Consider the following 20,395-nt stretch of genomic DNA (forward strand, 5'->3'; position numbering starts at 1 on the left):
ATGCGAAGGCTTACGCCCGCCGTGATCTCAGCGCCCGAATCGGCGCGGTCCGACGGCAATCCTGGGGGGTCGCTGTGAGGCGGGTCACCATGCCGTGGTTATGTGAGGTATGCGTCGGGTAGCGGTGTGGGGCACAGGCAACATGGGGGCGACGGCGATCCGGTCGGCGGTCGCGTTCCCGGGGCTCGAGCCTGACAGAATTGCTCGCGCACGTCAATAACTTATTGACGCCAGTGCGGGGTATTTCTGGGCTGGTAGGCCCAAAGGACTGGGTGTGCACGCGGCCGGTTCAGACCGCGTGCACACCCGTCACAGTCGTCACTCCTGTGCGGCAGGTGCCTCAGGCTCGGCGTCGCCGGCAGCCTCGGCAGGCGCCGCAGCCTCCGCCGCCGACTCCGCCGCGGCCGACTCCTCAACCGTCGCCTCCGGTGCACCCGATGGCGCATCCGACGGCGGCAACTGCGACGCCAGGTGCCCGGCGAGTTCGCCGAGGGTCGGGTAGTCGAAGATCGCCGTCGGACTGATGTCGAACTTGCCGCCGAATTGACCGAACAACCGGTTGCGGAGCTCGACCGCCATCAGCGAGTCGGTGCCCAGATCGAGGAACCGGCTTGTCGCCGCGGGCGGCTGCGCCAGGCGCAGGAAGCCCTGCACCTCCTTCTGCAGGAATTCGGTGATGAACCCGGCGCGCTGGGCGTCGGGAATCTCCTGCAGTTGGCGGAGCAGCTCGCTGTCGCCGGTCGCTGCCGCGTCGCTGGTCGGCAACACCTGGTCGAGCAGCGGCGGACGGATGCCGCCGAGCATCTTGGCGGCCCGTTGCCAATTGGCCTTGAGGACCGTCGCCTGCGCGGCGCCGTGCCGGATCACCTCGCCGAGGGCGGCCAGGGCCGCCGACGGCTCAAGCGGCATCATGCCCTGCGCGCTGAGGTTCGCGGTGGCCGCCTGCGAGCTGGCCATGCCGCCCCGGCCCCACGGACCGAAATTCACGGCCGTAGCCGGCAGACCCAGCGCCCGGCGGTGCGCGACGAGGCCGTCGAGCAGCGCGTTGGCCGTGGCGTAGTTGCCCTGCGCCGGTGAACCGAGCACTGCCGAAGCCGACGAGTAGACGATGAAGAAGTCGAGATCGTCGTCCTGCGTCAACTTGTGCAGGTGCAGCGCGCCATAGGCCTTGGGGCCCAGTGTCTTCCGGAAGCGCTCCAGATCCTGCTGGGGGAGCAGCGCGTCGTCGAGCACACCCGCCAGGTGCGCCACACCGGCCAGCGGTGGCAGTTCCGTGCGAATCCGGTCGAGCAACGCCGTAACCGAGGCCTCGTCGCCGACATCGCCGGAGAAGACGTGCACCCGGCAGTGGAAGCGCTCCATCATCGCGTCGATGGCGCGCTGCGCCTCGCCATCGGGCTCGCGGCGGCTCGTCAGCACGATGTCGCCGGCACCCAGCTGGGCCAGGTACGCCGCGGTGTGCAGACCGAGCGCGCCGAGACCGCCGGTGACCAGGTAGGTCCGATCGCCGTGCGGCTGTAGCGGTTTCGGCATCTGCACCACGATCTTGCCGATGTGCCGGGCCTGCTGCATGCGGCGGAACGCGGTCTTGGCCTCGGTCAGCGGGTAGACCTCGGCAGGCACCGGAGTCCACTCACCCTTGGCCAGTCCGTCGGCGACCTCTTCCATGAGCCGCTGGATGTGCGCCGGATCGGTCATCATCGTGACGTCGAGCGCGACGATCTCGTAGTTGATGTCCGGCCGGACCTCAGCCATGCGCTCGGGGGTCCAGATGTCGCGCTTGGCGATCTCGGCGAACCGGCCGCCCTGGGCGGTCGCGCGCACCGTGGCCTCGACGAAGCCCTCGTTGGTGAGGCTGTTGAGCACCACGTCGACGCCCTCGCCGTTGGTGTCGGCGAGAATCTGATCCGCGAAATCGGTTGTGCGCGAGTCGTAGACGTGCTCCACACCCATCTTGCGTAGCGTCGCGCGCTTGTAGGTGCTGGCGGTGGCGAAGACGATCGCGCCCTTCTGGCGCGCCATCTGCACCGCGGCCAACCCGACACCACCACTGGCGGCGTGGATCAGCACGCGGTCGCCCGGCTTGAGCTGCGCCCAGTCGAACGCCAGCCGGACCGTCAGCGCGGCGGCGGGCAGCGTCGCCGCGTCGACCGGGTTGATGCCCTCGGGGACGACGGCGAGCAGCTGCTCCGGCACGTTGAGCCGGCTGGAGAAGGCGCCCTGCATGGAGCCGAACACCCGCTGCCCGACCTCGAATCGGGTGACCTCCGAACCCAATTCGGTGATGACACCGCACAGGTCGCCACCGATGGGCCCCGGATCGCCCGGGTACAGGCCCAGTACGTTGAGCACGTCGCGGAAGTTGAGGCCGGCGGCCTCGATCCGGACCTGCACCTCGTGCGGCTCCGGCGGCGTCACGTCTTTCTCGGTCAGCCGCAGGTTGTCGATCGCGCCACGCTCGGTGGGAGCCAGCACGTAGTCGTCCGAACGCGGCATCGGCAGGTGGCCGCTGCGCGCCCAGTGCATGAGCCGTGGCACGAGGAACTTGCCTTGCCGCAGTGCGAATTCGGACTCGGTGACGGGAGTGCCCAGGATGCCGGTCAGCCAGTTGGTGGCGTTGTCGTCGGCGCCGTCGAGGTCGACGAGCTTGAGCCGCAGGGTCGGCTGCTCGTTGATGACGGTGCGCCCCAGGCCCCACAGTGCGGCCTGCACGGGGTCGACGGGCTCGCCGGGCTCGGTGGCCACAGCGCGCTCGGTGACGATCCACAGGCCGCCGGTGAGGTTCAGCTTCTCCTCGGCGAGTGCGGTCTGCATGCCCGCCAGCACGGTGCCGACCTCGGTCTCGAGGCGGGCCGCGACGTCGGCGTCCTCGTAGCCCGAAGCGCGCCAGACGATTCCGGCGACGGGCGCGCCCGCCTCGGCTGCCGTGGTGATCGCCTGCTGCCAGGCGGCGGCGTCCAGGGTCTGGTCGAGCTTGACGGCGCCGGGGAGACCGGCGGCCAGCTCGTCGAATCCCGCGACCAGCCAGGTACCGGTGGTCCCTGTTGTCGCAGCTTCGGCCTCGTCGGCAGCGGCCGGTGCCGCACCCTCCTGCCAGCCCAGCGTGTAGAGCAGGCGGGTGGTGTCGCCGCCGAGCCCGCGCATCAGCGCCTCACGCGGTGCCCGCTTCACGGTGAACTCGGTGATGCCACCGAGGCGCTTGCCGTCGCGATCGAGGAAGTCGATGTCGAAGACCTGCGTCTCGTTGGTCAACTCACTGGTGTGCCAGCGTGCCCGCGCGTAGAAGCGCCGCGGCATCTTCTCGCGCAGCTCGACCTGGCCGTACCGCAGCGGCAGGAACAGGTCGTGCATGCCGTGCTCGGCGGCCAGCAGCGCCGGGAAGGCCGGGAAGGCCACACCGGTGCAGAGGTCCAGCAGGACGGGATGGATGGGCTCGGTGCTGAGGTGCTCGGCGAGCTCGTCACCGACCGACACGTCACCGATGGCCATGCCGTCACGCACCCACAGCGACTTGAGCGACGTGGACCACGTTGGGCCCCAGGCCAATTCCATGTCGTTGAAGGTCTCGAACAGCTGCTGCGGACGCAGCCGCTCCATGCGCTCGACGACGTCCTCCATCGAACCCGGGATGTTGTCCGCCGCATCTTCTTCAGAGGCGCCGGCGAGCAGGGTGCCGTCGGCGTTGAGCGACCACTCGGCCTCCCGGACGCCGTTCGGCCGGCTGTGGACCTGGAACTTCCAGCCTTCGCCGTCATCGAGGGTCCGGATGGTCAGCTGTGTCTCGCGAGACGCCTTGTCGGGCAGGATGATCGGCTCGTAGAAGAAAACTTCCTTCACCCGCGCCGGCGCTCCGACCGACGCCAGGGCCATGGCCGCGTACGTCGCGCCCGGCACCACGACGGTGCCGTAGATGACGTGGTGCGACAGCCACGGCTGCGTCTTGACCGACAACACATTGCTGTAGATCGTGTCGCCGGTGGCCAGATCCTTGGCGCTGCCCAGGATTCCGGACGTGGCTGCCGCCCCGCCGGAGCTCATGCCCACGACATTCGCGGTCTTGGGCCAGAAGCGGCGCCGCTGGAACGGGTACGTCGGCAGCTCGACGCGGTGTCCGCGGTTCTTGGCCGAGAAGTCCGGCCGGTGCCCGCAGATGTACGTCGTGGCAAGCGCTTCGGTGATCTGCCGCTGTGCGTTGGCGCCCTTGCGCAGGGACACGATGGCGCGCGGGGTCTCGGCGCCCTCGGGCCAGCACTGCAGCGCGGCCGCGGTCAGGATCGGCTGCGGGCCGATCTCCATCAGCACCGAGCAACCCAGCGCCGCCACGGTCTTGACGCTCTCGGTGAACTGCACGGGCTGACGGGAATGCCGCCGCCAGTACAGCGCGTCGATCGGCGTCTCGGCGGTGAGGACCGTGCCGGTGCGGTTGCAGATCAGCGGCAGCGTGGGCGTCGCGAACTGGAACTGCGTTGCGAAGGACTCGAATTCGTCGAGCACTGGGTCCAGCAGCTCGGAGTGGAAGGCATGGCTGGTCTCGAGCCAGGTGCACCGCGTGGCGTCCTCGCTGCAGGCGGTGACGATCTGCTCCAGATCCTCGGCCGGACCCGACAGCACGGTGTTGCGGCCGTTGTAGGCGCCGACCGACACCCGTGGGTACGCCTCGGCGGCGCGCTCCACGTATTCGGGATCGGCGAACACCGCCACCATGCGACCACCGGCCGGCAGACTGCCGAACAAGCGGCCGCGCTCGGCGATCAGCCGGGCGCCGTCCTCGAGGCTGAACACGCCGGCCACACAGGCCGCCGCGTACTGACCGACGCTGTGCCCCAGCACCGCATCGGGCTCGATGCCCCACGACTGCCACAACCGGGCCAGGCCCATCTCGACGGCGAAGATCGCGGGCTGCGCGAACGCGGTGTTGCGCAGCGTCTCTGCCGCTTCCCGATCGTTGCCGAACATGACCTCCAGCAGCGGGCGCGGCAGGATCGGATCGACCGCCTGCGCGCACCGGCGCACCACGTCGGCGAAAACGGGTTCGGTGTCGAACAATTCGCGGGCCATGCCCGGGTACTGGCTGCCCTGGCCGGGGAAGAACCACGCGGTGGTCGGCGGGTCGGTGCACTCGCCCTTGAGCACGCCCGGCCGCAGCTTGTTCGCCACCAGGTCTTCCAGCAGGTTCTTGGCGTCGTGGACGGTGTTGGCGACCACCGCGGCGCGGTGCTCGAAGTGCGAACGTCCCGAGCCGGCGGTGAAGCACACGTCGGCGATCGAGGCGTCGGGGTGTGCTTCGAGCCAGTCGCGGTACTTCTGCGCCAGGGCCGTCAGGCCCTGGGCCGAGCGGGCCGACAGCGGCAGCACGCTGATCGGTTCGGCGGCAGGGGTTTCCGGAGTGACGTCGTCGGCGGCATCCTCGTCAGACACCACGACCGGCGCCTCTTCCAACAGCACGTGTGCGTTGGTGCCGGTGAACCCGAAGGAGCTCACGCCGGCGCGACGCGGACGGCCGTCGGTGTGCCACGGGGTGGGCTTGTCGACGACCTGGACGGGCAGCGAGTCCCACGGGATGTGCGGTGACGGCTTGTTGAAATGCAGCGTCTGCGGGAGCATCTCGTGCTCGAGCGACAACACCACCTTGACCAGACCGGCGACGCCGGCCGCGGACTCGAGGTGTCCGATGTTGGTCTTCGCGGTGCCCATCAGCAGCGGCCGGTTCGCATCCCGGCCCGCGCCGTACGCGGCGGCCGCGGCCTGCACCTCGATGGGGTCACCGAGCGGCGTGCCGGTGCCGTGCGCTTCCAGGTAGTCGACGTCGCCGCCGCTGAGGCCGGCCCGGGCCAGCGCGGTGTTGATGAGTCGTTGCTGCGCACCACCATTGGGAACGGTGAGGCCACTGGACGCACCGTCCTGGTTGACCGCGGTACTGCGGATGACGGCCGCGATGCGGTCGCCGTCGCGCTGGGCGTCGCTGAGCCGCTTGAGGACCAGGACTCCGCAGCCTTCACCGCGGACGTAGCCGTCGGCGGCGGCGTCGAACGTCTTGCAGCGGCCGTCGGGCGCCAGCATCCGCGCGCGGGACGCCGCGACGATGGACGCCGGGCTCAGCAGCACGTTGACGCCACCGGCCAGCGCCATGTCGCAGTCGCCGGCATGCAGGGCCTGCACGGCCTGATGGACCGCGACCAGCGATGAGCTGCAGGCGGTGTCGACCGCCATGGCCGGCCCTTCCAGGCCCAGCGTGAACGACACGCGACCGGCGATGGCGTTGAGCGCATTACCGGTGATGAAGTGCGGTTCGAGGTTCTCGACGGAGCCGCCCGAGAGCAGGTGCGAGTACTCGTTGGCGCCCACGCCGATGAACACGCCGGTTCGGCTGCCGCGCAGCGCCGCCGGGGCGTAGCCGGCCCGCTCCAGGCCCTCCCACGCGATCTCGAGCATCAGCCGCTGCTGCGGGTCGATCCACACGGCCTCGCGCGGCGAGATGCCGAAGAACTCCGGATCGAAGGTGTCGACGCTGTCGAGGTAACCACCGGAGCGCGTGTAGATCTTGCCCGGCGTCATGGCGTCGGGGTCGTAGAACTCGTCGACGTCGAAGCGGTCCTCGGGAATCTCGCTGATCGCGTCGACACCCTGAGAAAGCACCTGCCAGAACGCATCCGGATCGGGCGAACCCGGGAAACGGCACGCCACCGAGACGATGGCGATGGGCTCGTCGGCAGCGGCGAGCGACTTGAGCTCGGTGACGGCCTTGGTGCCGGCCTTCTCGCTGAGGTTGAGGATGTCGCTGAGCAGGTAGTCCGCGACGTCGGTGAGGCGCGGGTGGTCCATGGCGAGGGTCGCCGGAAGTTCCTTGCCGACACCCTGTTCCAGGCGGCGACGCAGTTCGACAGCCATCAGGGAGTCCATGCCGAGGTCGAAGAACCCGGTCTCCTCGCGGATCTCGGAGGCCTCGATGCGCGTCACCTCGGCGACGGCGTCCCGCAGGTATTCCAGGACCAGCTTCTTGCGCTGCTGCACCGGCGCGGCGATGAGCTGCTCGACCAGTCGCGTGTTGCCGGACGCACCGACAGCACCTGCGGCGCCGGCGGATTCGGGTACCTCGCGGGCGACCTCGGCCAGCAGGGCCCGGGACCCGGCCTGCGAGTAGATCGGCAGGAACTTGGCCCAATCCATGCGTGCCACAACGGCTTCCGCGGGGTTGCCACCGGCCACCATGACGTCGGCCATGCCGGTGAGGGCGTCGGCGGGGGACAGGGTGCGGACGCCGCGGCGCTCCAACTGGGCGCGGGCATCGGGGTCGGCCATACCGGCGGCGTGGCCGTTCCCGCCCGCCCCCCAAGGGCCGAAGTTGACGCTCATGCCGGGCACGCCCTGCTCACGCAGGCGCCAGGTCAGGCCGTCGAGGAACGCGTTGGCGGCGCTGTAGGCGGTCTGGCCGTAGCTGCCCCACACCGCCGAGATCGACGACGTGGACAGGAAGAAGTCCAGCTTCAGGTCGGTGACGGCTTCACTCAGGTACCAAGCGCCCCAGACCTTCCCGGAGAAGACGCGCTCCAGCTCGGCGTCTTCCAGGGTGGCCAGCGGCGTGGTGCTGTTCTCGCCGGCGGCGTGCACGACACCGGCCAGCGGCGGCAGTTCGGCGCGCAGGGTCGACATCAGGCGGGCGACGTCGTGCGGATTGGCGACATCGGCGGTGACGACACGCGTCTGGCAGCCGTACTGCTCGCGCAGTGCGTCAATGCGCTGCTGCGCTGCCTCACTCGGCGCGCGCCGGCTGGTCAGTACCAGATTCCGGGCGCCGTGCGCGGCCAGGTGACCCGCGATCTCCAGGCCGAGCGAACCCAGGCCACCGGTCACCAGATACGTTGCGTCAGTGCGCAATTCCAGCTGAGTCGGGTTCGGCTGCCCGGTACGGCGGACCAGGCGCGGCACGTGCACCCCCTCGGCGCGCAGCGCGATCTGGTCTTCGCCGCGCGGCGCCGCGATCACCTGGGTGAGCAACCGCGACCATTCCTCGGTGCTGCCCTCGGCCAGGTCGGCCAGACCGCCCCACACCTGGGGGTATTCCAGCGCTGCCGAACGGCCGAAGCCCCACAGACCCGTCTGCTCGGGTGCGACGGTGTCGGTGTCGGTAACGCGTTGTGCACCACGGGTGATCACCCAGATGGGCGCCCGCAGCTCGGCGGCGGCCGCCGCGCGGAACAGGCGCTGCGTGCCGCTGAGGACATGGTGCTGCACCCGCAGCACGGCCTGCATGGAAGCCCGGTCGGCATCGAGCCCGGCGACGTGCAGGATGCGCAGCGTCGGCTCCTCCTCGACAGCCGCGCGCAGGTCGGCCTCCAGCTGCTGCTCGTCGGCGTCGGAGCTCAGCAACCCGAGAACGCGGTGCCGGTGGCCGGCCCGGGTCAGGGCCTCGGTCAGCGGCGCGAGCACGGCCGCGTCGTCGCTGATGACGACCCACGCGGAGCCCTCGCCGACCTCCGCGGGCGCTCCGGCCGCGATCTTGTCCCAGCGGATTTCGTACCGGGCGTCCGAGACGGATTGCGCGGTGCGCTGCCGGTTGTGCTGGGCCGCAAGCTTGTTCAGCACTGCGGTCGTCGATTCATCGGTGCCGCCCAGCAAGGTGGCGAGCTCATCGATGCGGCCGTCTTCGAGCAGGCGGACGGCCTCGGTGGTCGCCCCGCCCATGTGCGCCGTGGCGGACGGTGCGACGCGCTCGTCGCGGAACCAGTACGCCTTGCGCTGGAAGGGGTAGGTCGGCAGATCGACATTGTGGGCCGAGCCGGGCCGGACGGCGGCGAAGTCGGGCAGGTGGCCGGCGGTGTAGGTGGTGGCCAGCGCCTCGGTGATCTGCCGGTGGTCGGCGCCCTTGCGGCGCAACGACGCAATGGCGCGCGGTGCGCTCGTCGGGTCGGGCCAGGCGCGCAGGGCCGCGGCGGTCAGGATCGGCTGCGGGCCGACTTCGAGCAGTACCGCGCAACCGAGCTTGGCGAGCGTCTCGACGCCCTTGGAGAACTCGACGGGCTGACGTGCGTGCCGGCGCCAGTACTGGCCGTCGAGCTTGGCGGTGCGCCCCAGGGTGTCACCGGTGCGGTTGCACACCAGGATGCGCTGCGGCGCATTGAACGTGAATTGGTTTGCGTACGACTCGAATTCGTCGAGCGCCGGGTCCAGCAGCGCCGAGTGGAAGGCGTGGCTGGTCTCCAGCCAGTCGCAGCGGATGCCGTCACCGGTCAGCCCGGCGACAGCGCGTTCCAGGTCGGCGCCCGGACCGGAGAGCACGGTGTTGGCGCCGTTGTACGCGGCGACCGAGAGGCGGGGGTATTCGTCGGTCAGCCGCTCGACGCGCTCGGGTGCGGCGAAGATCGCCGCCATCCGGCCGCCCGGGGGCAGGTTCCCGAACAGGCGACCGCGCTCGGCGAGCAGGCGCATGCCGTCTTCGAGGCTGAACACCCCGGCGACGCAGGCCGCGGTGTACTGGCCGACGCTGTGGCCGAGCACGACGTCGGGCTCGAAACCCCACGACTGCCACAGCCGCGCCAGGCCCATCTCGACGGCGAAGATCGCCGGCTGGGCGTAGCTGGTGAGGCGCAACGTCTCATCCGGACCTTCGAAAATGACGTCCAGCAAAGGCTTTTCGAGCACATCGGCGACTGCGGCCGCGCACTGCTTCACGGTCTCGGCGAACACCGGCTCGGTCTCGAACAGCTCCTTGGCCATGCCGGCGAACTGGCTGCCCTGACCGGGGAACAGCCAGGCGGTCTTCGGCTTGTCGGCGGACGTGCCGCGCACCAGGCCCGGCGCCGGGCGGTCGTCGGCCAGCGCGCCGAGCAATTCGCGCGCGGAATCCAGGGAATTGACCACGAGCGCGGCACGGTGCTCGAAGTGGGCGCGGCCCGCACCCGCGGTGATGCAGACGTCCGAGAGGGTGGCCTCGGGGTGCGCGGTCAGCCAGGTGCGGTAGTCCTCGGCCGACTGCAGCAGCGCGGCCGGGGTTCGGGCCGACAGCGGCAGCACCATGAAGCGCCGGTCGTCAGGCTCCTCGGCCGGTGCCTGCGCCGGCGCGGCGGCGGGTGCTTCCTCAAGCAGGACATGGGCATTGGTGCCGGAGAAGCCGAACGAGCTGATGCCCGCGACGCGCGGCCGGTCGCCGCGTTCCCAGGTGGTGGCCTCGTCGACGACCTTCACCGGGATGCGGTCCCACGGGATGTGCGGCGACGGGTTCTTGAAGTGCAGGTGCTTGGGCAGTTCCTGATGCTCGAGCGACAGGATGACCTTGATGATGCCGGCGACGCCCGCGGCGGCCTCCAGGTGCCCGATGTTCGTCTTCACCGAGCCGATCAGCAGCGGGTTGTCGGCGTCGTGCCCGGTGCCGTAGGCCGCGGCCGCGGCCTGCACCTCGATCGGGTCACCCAGCGACGTGCCGGTGCCGTGCGCCTCCAAGTAGCCGACGTCGGCAGGCGACAGGCCCGCGCGCTCCAGCGCTTCGGCGATAACACGTTGCTGCGCAACACCATTGGGGACGGTCAGGCCACCCGAGGCGCCGTCCTGGTTGATGGCGCTGCCGCGGATGACGGCCCGGATCCGGTCGCCGTCGCGCACCGCGTCTTCCAGTCGCTTCACGACGATGACGCCACAGCCCTCGCCGCGCACATAGCCGTCGGCGGAGGCGTCGAACGTCTTGCACTTGCCGTCCGGGGCCAGCATGCGCGACTGCGAGAAGGTGATCATGGTCGCCGGGCTCAGGATGACGTTGGCGCCACCGGCCAGCGCGAGATCGCACTCACCGAGCTGCAGCGCCTGGCACGCCTGGTGGACGGCCACCAGCGACGAACTGCAGGCGGTGTCGACGGTGACGGCCGGACCCTGCAGGCCCAGCCGGTAGCTGATGCGGCCGGCTGCCGCGGCGCCTGAGGTACCGATGGCCATGTAGGCCTCGATCTCCGGGTAGGTCAGCTCGCCCGAGGCCATGCCCAGGTAGTCGTGCGTTGCCAGACCGATGAACACGCCCGTCTGCGTGTTGGCCAGGGCGGACGGCGCCGTGCCTGAGTGTTCGACGGCGCGCCACGCCATCTCCAGCAGCAACCGCTGCTGCGGGTCCATCATCTTGGCTTCGCGGGTGGACACCCCGAAGAAGGGAGCGTCGAACCCGACGGCGTCATCGAGGAAGCCGGCGCGGCGCGTGATGATCTTGCCGCGGGCGTCCGGGTCGGCATCGAAGAACTCGTCGACGTCCCACCGGTCTTGTGGCACCTCGGATACGGCGTCCCGGCCTTCGCGCAGCATCTCCCAGAAGGATTCGGCGTCGGTGGCTCCGGGGAAGCGGGCGGCGTACCCGACGATCGCGAAGCTGGACGTTTCCGGACCTTCGATCGTTGCCATGAAAAAGCTGTCCTCCGCGTTTTGCCGGTGACGTCCGATCCCGCGCAGGAGACCGTGTTCAGCGCCAGAATTTATGTTGCGAACGGCCGGCCTCGACGATTGGTCGGCAGATCTACTTGACGGCCGGCTCAGTCATGAATGGCCAGTTGATCTTCCGAACGGCCACGGCCAGCTCATCTTCTGCGGGCCAGTATTACATGTAGGTTGCTGAAGCACGAGGATTATGTGCGCCGGTGGTGGTTGGTCAGCGCGGACCGCCCCACCAGGCGTAACGGCGCCGGCAAAGGTTGCCGGGGTATGTTGATGGCGCCAACAGTGTTGCCGGGCCTCTGTGTGCCCAAACCTGGGAGGAAAGTAATTGCGAATCGGGAAGATCACGATCGGAAAGATCGATGATTGGACGCCGATCCCAGGTGTTCTGACCTCCTGGCACCCCACCGAGGCGGCTCGCGAAGTGGCCCGGCGGGCACCTGTGAGTTCGGTGCCGGTCAGCTACATGCAGGGCCAGCACATCCGCGGTGTCGTCGAGCGCACGGGCTCGGGCCTGGAGTACTCCCGGCAGATCATCGCGACGTGCGAAGTCCCTGGTCAGTGCGACATCGCGGCCATGAACGAAGCGCTGAACTCCTATCTGCGCAGGCACGACACCTACCGCAGCTGGTTCGAGTACACCGGCGACGGCGACATCCTCCGGCACACCCTCACCGACCCCGATGACCTCGAGTTCGAGCCCGTCAACCACGGTGAACTGGCGGTCGAGGACGTCCGCAAGCACCTCGTGGACATCCCGACACCGCTCGAGTGGGGCTGCTTCTCCTTCGGCATCGTCCAGAGCGAAGACAGCTTCAACTTCTACGCGGCCATCGACCACGTCCACGGCGACGCGGCGCTCATCGGCATCACGATGCTGGAGGCTCATGGCCGGTACACAGCATTGACAACAGGTGGCTCAGCGTTTGCTCTGCCCGACGCCGGCAGCTTCGACGAATGGTGCGTCCAGGAGCACGAGCGCACCTCGGCGCTGACCGTCGACTCTCCCGAGGTGCAGGCCTGGATCGAGTTTGCTGAGAACAACAACAACAGCATGCCGGAGTTCCCGTTGCCGTTGGGGAACGCCATGGAGCCGTCGGTCGGCGACATGGTCGGCGAATCGCTCATGGACCCCGAGCAGACGGCACGGTTCGAGTCTGCCTGTGAGGCGGCCGGTGCCCGCTTCGTCGGCGGCCTGTTCGCCTGCATGGCCCAGGTCGAGCACGAATTGACCGGTGCTGCAACGTATTACGGGCTCACCCCGCGTGACACCCGGCGCACGTCGGACAACTTCATGACGCAGGGCTGGTTCACCGGACTGGTGCCCATCACCGTGCCGATCGCCGCGGCGACCTTCAACGAAGCCGCCTGGGCGGCGCAGGAGTCGTTCGACGGCAACCTCAACATGGCGCGGGTTCCGTACTACCGCGTCCTGGAGCTCGCACCGTGGCTGGACTGGCCGCGGCCCAACTTCCCGGTGTCGAACTTCCTGCACGGCGGCGCGGCGCCACTCAACACCATCCTGGCCGCCACCGAGATGGGATACGCCAACAACATCGGCATCTACTCCGATGGCCGGTACTCCTACCAGCTGACCATCTACGTCTTCCGCTACGAGGGCGGCACGGTCATGGAGGTCATGTACCCGGACAACCCCATCGCCAAAAAGTCCGTGACCCGGTACCTGGAGGCGATGAAGTCGGTCTGCACGCGGATCGCCGACGGCGGGAACTGGTGACCTGACTTGCGACGGCTAGCCGATTTTGTGGTGCGGTGGCCTTGGGCGGTGATCGGCCTGTGGATCACGCTGGCGGTGGCCCTGCCCCTGGCTGTCCCCAGTCTCAACGAGATGGCCCAGAAGCATCCGCTGGCGATGCTGCCCGCCGATGCGCCGTCGAACGTCGCCGCCCGGCACATGACCGAGGCCTTCAAGGAACCCGGTACCGACGACCTGCTGCTCGTGGTCCTGATCAACGACCGCGGCCTGGATCGCAACGACGAAGCCACCTACCGCAAGTTGGTGGACGCCCTGCGCGACGACCCGCACGACGTCGTCATGATGCAGGACTTCATCAGCACCCCGCCGCTGCGCAACTTCATGACCAGCAAGGACAAGAAGGCCTGGGTGCTGCCCGTCGGCCTGGCCGGCGCGCTGGGGACACCGCAGTCGTACGCCGCCTACAACCGGGTGGCCGACATCGTGCGGCACAGCACCGCCGGCAGCCCGCTGAAGATCCACCTCTCCGGACCCGCGGCCACCGTCGCCGACCTCACCGTCGCCGGTGAGAAGGACCGGATGCCCATCGAGATCGCCATCGCGGTCCTGGTGCTCCTCGTGCTGCTGGTCGTCTACCGCAATCCCGTGACGATGATGCTTCCGCTCGCCGGCATCGGCATGTCGCTGGTGATCGCGCAGGCGACGGTCGCCGGGCTGTCGCAGCTGACCGGGCTGGGAGTGTCGAACCAGGCCATCATCCTGTTGAGCGCCATGATCTTCGGCGCGGGCACCGACTACGCGGTGTTCCTGATCAGCCGCTACCACGACTATGTGCGGCAGGGCCTGGAATCGACCGACGCCGTCCGGCGGGCGCTGGGCTCCGTCGGCAAGGTCATCACGGCGTCGGCCGCGACCGTCGGCGTCACCTTCCTCGGCATCAGCTTCGCCAAGATGGGCGTCTTCTCCACGGTTGGCGTCTCGTCGGCCATCGGCATCCTGGTGGCGTTCCTCGCCGCGGTGACGCTGCTGCCCGCGATCATCACGCTCGTCGGGCCGCGGGGCTGGATCAAACCGCGCAACGAGATCACCGCACAGCTGTGGCGGCGGTCCGGCGCGCGCATCGTCCGCCGACCGAAGCTGCACCTGGTGGCCAGCCTGCTGGTGCTGCTCCTGCTGGCCAGCGCCGCGGGCTTCGCGAAGTTCAACTACGACGACCGCAAGGCCGTCGCAGCGTCGGCCCCGAGCTCCATCGGGTACGCCGCGCTCGAGAGCCACTTCAACGTCAACCAGTCGGTGCCGTCCTACGTCCTCGTCCAATCGCCGCGCGACCTGCGCTCGCCGCAGGCCCTCGCGGACCTGGAGCAGATGGCGTCGCGCATCAGCCAGCTACCGGACGTCGCCATGGTCAGCGGCATCACCCGTCCCCTCGGCGAGGTGCCGCCGGAGTTCCGGGCCACCTTCCAGGCCGGCCTGGTCGGTGACCGGCTGACAGAAGGCGCGGGCATGATCGGCCAGCGCACCAACGACATCAACCGGCTGGCCAAGGGCGCCGACACCCTCGCGACCAACCTCGCCGACGTGCGCGGCCAGGTCGGCCAGATCGCCACGCAACTGCAGACGACGCTCGACGCCTTCACCGCGATCCGCAGCCAGTACGGCGGCAACAAGCTGGTGCAGAACGTGGAAGTCGCGGCCAAGCTCGTCAACAGCGTCAGCAAGCTGGGCAACACCCTGGGGCTGAATTACACAGCGGCCAAAGACATGTTCGGCTGGGTCGGCCCGGTGCTGGCGGCGCTGCAGAACAACGCGGTGTGCGACCTCGACCTGTCGTGTGCCGAAACCCGCGGCCACTTCCAGCGTCTGGAAGAAGCGCGCCAGGACGGCACCATCGACGAGATCAACAAGCTCGCCGGGCAGCTGCAGACCATGCAGGACCAGAAGACGCTCAACGCGTCGGTGCAGCAACTCCAGAGTGCGATGACCAACCTGACGAAGGTGATGCGCACCATGGGGATGGACAGTCCCGCGGGCGCGCAGGCCAATCTGACCAAGCTCCGTCAAGGTGCCGATCGGTCGGCGAGCGGCAGCCGCGAAGTCGCCAACGGGGTCGACGAGGTCGTCGAACAGATCCAGCTGATGCGGTCGGGCCTCGACCAGGCCGGCGCCTTCCTGCTGTCGATGAAACAGAACGCGGGCGGCCCGACCCAGGCAGGCTTCAACATCCCGCCCGAGGTGCTGCAGCTCGAGGCCTTCAAGTCGGCGTCCAAGATGTTCATCTCGCCCGACGGACACTCGGTGCGGTACCTCGTGCTCACCAAACTCGATCCGTTCAGCGCCGCGGCGATGGACCAGGTCAACACCATCCGCGACACCGCCCGCGGCGCCCAGCCGAACACGTCGCTGTCGGATGCCACGGTGTCGATGGGCGGCTATCCCGTGGCGCTCAAGGACACCCGCGACTACTACCAGAACGACATCCGGTTCATCATCATCGTCACCGTCGCGGTGGTGCTGCTGATTCTGATGCTGTTGCTGCGGTCGCTGATCGCGCCGCTGTATCTGGTTGGCTCCGTGGTGCTTTCGTACTTCGCGGCGCTCGGCATCGGCGTCGTGGTGTTCCAGTACCTGTTCCACCAGCCGCTGCACTGGACCGTTCCACCACTGGCTTTCGTGGTGCTCGTCGCGGTCGGCGCCGACTACAACATGCTGTTCGTCTCGCGCATGCGTGACGAATCGCCACACGGCATGCGGTACGGCATCATCCGCACGCTGTCGTCGACCGGCGGCGTCATCACCGCGGCCGGCCTGATCTTCGCGGCCTCCATGTGGGGTCTGCTGTTCTCCAGCATCGGTACCGTGATCCAGGGCGGCTTCGTCATCGGCGCCGGCATCCTGCTGGACACCTTCCTGGTGCGGACCATCACCGTGCCTGCCATGGCCACGCTCGTCGGAGAAGCGAACTGGTGGCCGTCCCGCCCGAAACCGCAGGGGAGCAACGTATGAACAAGCGACTTGCCAGCTCGTTGGCGATTGCCACCACGCTGTTGACGGTCGGTGCTTCCGGGCCCCTCGCCGACTGGATCGCGACGGCCGACGAGCCCTGGACCGGTCCCGGTTCCAGCTCTGACGCCGGCTCCGGCGGCCCGCTCGTGCCGGCCATCCCGCCGATCGGCACCCCCGGCCGTGGGTACGCACTCGGCGGCGCGCACGTCATGGGCATCCCGTACGACGAGTACATCCGTCGTACGGGCGCCGACTGGTTCCCGGGTCTCAATCGAGAGATCGTCGACTACCCCGCCGGCCAGGTGCAGGGCCACGTGCTCAGCGTCATCCCGGGCATCGACGAGCTACATCAGAAGATGCCCGAGATCGGCTTGAACGGACCCAGCATCGGTGAGTCCGTCGAGGTCGGTAAGAACAACGTCATCAACCGCGTTCAGGCCGGCGGCCCCGGCACGGTGATCGGCCTGTCCGAGGGCGCCATGGTCGTGCACGCCGTGCAGGACCGGCTCGCGTACGACCCGGCCGCGCCGCCACCGAACGAGCTGTCGTTCGCCACCTACGGTGACCCGCTCGCCATCAACCCGTGGACGCAGAGCTTCCTGCGGCAGACCTACCCCGTCGGCAGCACGGTCCCCGCGCTCGACTTCCTGATGCCGCCGGTGGTCGACAGTCAGTACGACACTTACCAATTCATCTCCGCGTACGACAGCATCGCCGACTGGCCGGACCGCCCGGACAATCTGATGGCGCTCGCGAACGCGGTCGTCGGCCTGGCCACCGGCCATACCGCGGTGGCGTTCACCAACCCGAAGAACGTGCCGCCGCAGAACGTCATCAAGACCGTGAACTCCCGCGGCGCGACGACGACGACGTACATGATCCCCGAGCAGCACCTGCCGCTCGTCGTGCCGTTCAAGTACCTCGGCATGTCCGAAGCGGACATGAATCACCTTGACGCCGTGATGAAACCCATGGTGGATGCGGGATATTCGCGCAACGACGACCCGGCGACCGCACCGGTCACCGTTGATCCCGTCAACGGCTACGACCCCGCCGCCGCCACCGCCCCGGCGACGCAGGCCGCCTTCGGTGGCGCCGCCGACCCGGTGTCACAGCTGATGTCGGGTATCAACTACGTGCTGAGCCACGGGCCGAGCGCGCACTAGGGGTTGCGCGTCCTCGCTCGGTCCGCGAGTGTGCGTTCAGATCGCGGATCCGGCGTGTGGGGCGCGCTGGCTGCACATTCGCGGCTTTGTCTCCCTTGGTGATTCCGCGAGTGTGCGTGTAGATCGCGAGAATCGCGTTTGGGGCGCGCTGGCTGCACTTTCGCGGAACTGAGCGGGCTATCCACAGTGCGCGATCCATCCACAGATCGTGCCTTCGCGGTTCCCGCGATACCTGCGATGCCGCAATGTGAGTGCTTGTGCAGACCCCGTTCATCGGTAGCGAGGCGGTTGCCGCCGGGCGAGTGCGGAAGCATCAATTGCGCTCCCGGTACATCGCGATGTTCCCCGACGTCTACACCGACAAGTCGGGTGACGACCTCACGATCTACCACCGAGCCACGGCGGCCTGGTTGTGGTCACGGCGCGGTGGGGTGATTGCCGGCCTTACCGCCTCGCGCCTGCATGGCGCCGATTACATCGAAGATCGCCTCCCGATCGAACTGGCCTGGTCGGGCCGCCGGCCACCAGCTGGAATCGTCACGCACAAGGTTCAGTTGGCGGCAGACGACGTCGTTGTTCGCGGCGGACTTCCCTTCACCAGCGTTGAGCGGACGGCCTTCGACATCGGCCGCCGCGGCACCCTCGATGAGTCGATCGCTCGGCTCGACGCACTCGGCAACGCAACCGGTTGCACGGCGGATGCCGTCCGCCGGCTTGCGCTCGAACATCACGGCGCGCGCGGCATGCGGCAATTGGTCGCGGCCCTCGACCTGTATGACCCAGGTGCCGAGTCGCCACCGGAAACTGCGTTGCGGCTATTGCTCATTCGCGCCGGCTATCCGAGACCGGCTACCCAAATCCCGGTACGAAGTGCCGACGGTAAGCGCCAGTACTACCTGGATATGGGGTGGGAGAAGTACAAGCTGGCGGTCGAGTACGACGGTGACCATCACCGCACGGATCCGCGCCAATTCGCCTACGACATCCAACGGTCAGAAGACCTCGATGAGTTGCGCTGGACGCGGATACGTGTGGTCAAGCGCCACAACGAAAGCGGTGTGCTGGCTCGGGTTGCTCGCGCGTGGGCCGCGGCTGGCGAATTTGCGACGGTGCCGCTCGACGAGTGTGCGTCCAGATCGCGGAATATTGCGTAGGGACGCTCTCGCTGCACATTCGCGGCCGTGCGTGACCAGTCCACGTGGCGAGTGTGCGTCTAGATCGTGAAAATCGCGTTGGGGTCGCGCTGGCTGCACATTCGCGGCCGTGCGTGACCAGTCCACGTCGCGAGTGTGCGTCTAGATCGTGAAAATCGCATTGGGGTCGCGCTGGCTGCACATTCGCGGCCTAGATTCCCAACACACCCGGCACAACCCCGGCCTAGATTCCCAACGCACCCGGCACAACCCCGGCCTAGCCCGGATTTTTCGTCGAGGTTGATGGGGCCCGGACTTGCGGCGGGGTCCGTGGTGAGGGTGGTTTTTTGCGGCCTCGGGGCGTGGTGGGGTGATCCCGTGTCGCCGGGAGGGGCGGGCTTTCCCAGTGCCAGTTGGCCTTTCGTGGTCGATCGGAGATGGGGCTGTCGGTCAACCGAAGGCGGTGCGGATCTTCTGCCAGGCGGTCGCGATCTGGGCGGCCCACCGCCAGGTGGCATCGATGCGCAACCGGACTTGGCGGGCGCTGCGGGTGATGCGGGCGGCCACGTGCAGGACCCGGTAGCGGAACGTGGCGATCTCGGCACGGGCCAAACCGGGATGGGTGCGGAATCCGATGAGTCGGCACCAGGTGACCAGGTCGGCGGCGGCCAGGGCGATTTCGAGCCAGGCGGCGTTGGCCCAAAAACCGTGACACGGCAGGTTACGCAGGCCGGTGGCCTTCAGTTCGCGGATCCGGTCTTCGACGCGGGCGTGTTGGCGGTGCCGTAGTTCCAGACCGGCGACCTGCCCTGGAACAACACCGGGTGGTGTGTCGGTGATGAACGCGGTGACCCGCATCCCGTCAGCATCGGTGAACCGCAACTGCGCACCGGGATGCGGGCGCTCCTTGCGCAGGATCAACCGCGTTCCGGGCGGCCAGGAGTCCAAGCTCACCAGATCGGTGGCCTCGGCGACCCAGGCACCGTCACGCAGACCACCGGCGCCCTCGATCGCCGGATACCAGCACGCCCCGAGGTTGAGGGTGTCCACGGCGTCCTGGACCCGGGCATCGACGGGGTAGCCGAAGGAGAACCCGACTCCCGCGGTGCGGCAGGCTGCGGCGAATCGGTGGGTGGCCCCGGCGGTGTCGCAGCGCACCAGCACCTGCGGTCGGGGGACATCCTGGTCGCGATTCGGGTCGGGTCGCCACCCCGGCGGGAGGGCCGCCAGCGCCTGGGCCAAGACGATGATGTGGTCGGAGGCGGTGTTGGAGCCGGCGTTGCCGGTGCGCAGCAGCCCGGCCAGGGCTTCCCCACCGGCGATCTCGGGGCGGTCCAGAAAGGCCAGCAGCGGGTGGTGGCCGAACGTTTTCTTCCAGGTCGGCGTGGCACCGTGCTTGTTGTCGGAGTGATCGATCACCAGGGTGGCATCGATGTCGATGTGCAGCCAATCGCCCGAGATGGGGGCGGCGCCGGCCTCCCACGCCGCCACCCGTGCGGCGGCTCGTGCTGCCCGCACCGCGGGCAGATGTGCGGCGTCGATCCGTTGGTCGATTAGCCGCCACATCGTGGTCGTGGAGGCTTTCGCGCCGAAGGCGTGCTCCCGGTCGCCGCACAGTTGGCCGACGGCGTCGATGCAGTCCGCTCCGTCGGCGACCGCGGCCGCCAGGTCGGCGAACACCTCCCCGGGGGCATACACCCACGGGCCGCGGTAGGTGTCGGCCAACGCGGCGGTGACCTGCGCCGATAGCCCGGTCCGGTCCGCGAGTTCCCGCAACATGGCCATCCCGGCATGCGACACGACGCCGTGGCCGTCGGCGGACACTTTCACCCGTGCTGCGGTCGCGATATTCTTCACCTGCGAGGTGCCTTCCCGCTGGAACGATCCGAACCTTAGACAAGTCCGATTATTCCTTGCAGGACAGGCACTTTCGCTTATCTACACACCCTCACCAGCAACAATCCGCGAAA

At 68.5% G+C, this 20,395-nt stretch carries 6 protein-coding genes; 4 read left to right on the forward strand and 2 right to left on the reverse strand.

Translation table 11 applies throughout. The features are described from left to right. Positions 1–318: 318 nt before the first annotated feature. A complete protein-coding gene (locus ACZ5IQ_RS01265) occupies positions 319–11,376 on the reverse strand; it encodes a type I polyketide synthase (protein ID WP_464480686.1) in 11,058 nt (3,685 codons plus the stop codon). Positions 11,377–11,734: 358 nt separating this feature from the next. On the opposite strand from ACZ5IQ_RS01265, the gene ACZ5IQ_RS01270 reads away from it, so the two are divergent. From ACZ5IQ_RS01270 to ACZ5IQ_RS01285, 4 genes are all read left to right on the forward strand, one after another. Further along, the gene (locus ACZ5IQ_RS01270; protein WP_133425844.1) at positions 11,735–13,144 is read left to right on the forward strand and encodes a condensation domain-containing protein; all 1,410 of its coding nucleotides are present in this window, start codon (positions 11,735–11,737) and stop codon (positions 13,142–13,144) included. A 6-nt stretch (positions 13,145–13,150) separates the two neighbouring features. Continuing rightward, complete coding sequence (locus ACZ5IQ_RS01275; protein ID WP_293022589.1) at positions 13,151–16,126, forward strand: MMPL/RND family transporter; 2,976 nt, start codon at positions 13,151–13,153, stop codon at positions 16,124–16,126. Further along, positions 16,123–17,292 (forward strand): acyltransferase PE, encoded by a 1,170-nt coding sequence (gene pe / locus ACZ5IQ_RS01280; RefSeq protein ID WP_133425846.1) that lies wholly within the window; start codon positions 16,123–16,125, stop codon positions 17,290–17,292. The genes ACZ5IQ_RS01275 and pe overlap by 4 nt, the downstream gene beginning before the upstream one ends. Before the next feature lie 257 nt (positions 17,293–17,549). Then, on the forward strand, positions 17,550–18,446 hold the full coding sequence (locus ACZ5IQ_RS01285) for an endonuclease domain-containing protein (RefSeq protein WP_464480687.1): 897 nt from the start codon (positions 17,550–17,552) through the stop codon (positions 18,444–18,446). Positions 18,447–18,875: 429 nt separating this feature from the next. On the opposite strand, the gene ACZ5IQ_RS01290 is transcribed toward ACZ5IQ_RS01285, so the two are convergent. Beyond that, positions 18,876–20,282: an IS1380 family transposase gene (locus tag ACZ5IQ_RS01290; protein ID WP_064857731.1), complete on the reverse strand. Its 1,407-nt coding sequence runs from the start codon at positions 20,280–20,282 to the stop codon at positions 18,876–18,878. Positions 20,283–20,395 lie beyond the last annotated feature (113 nt).

Source organism: Mycobacterium toneyamaense, from assembly GCF_055384815.1.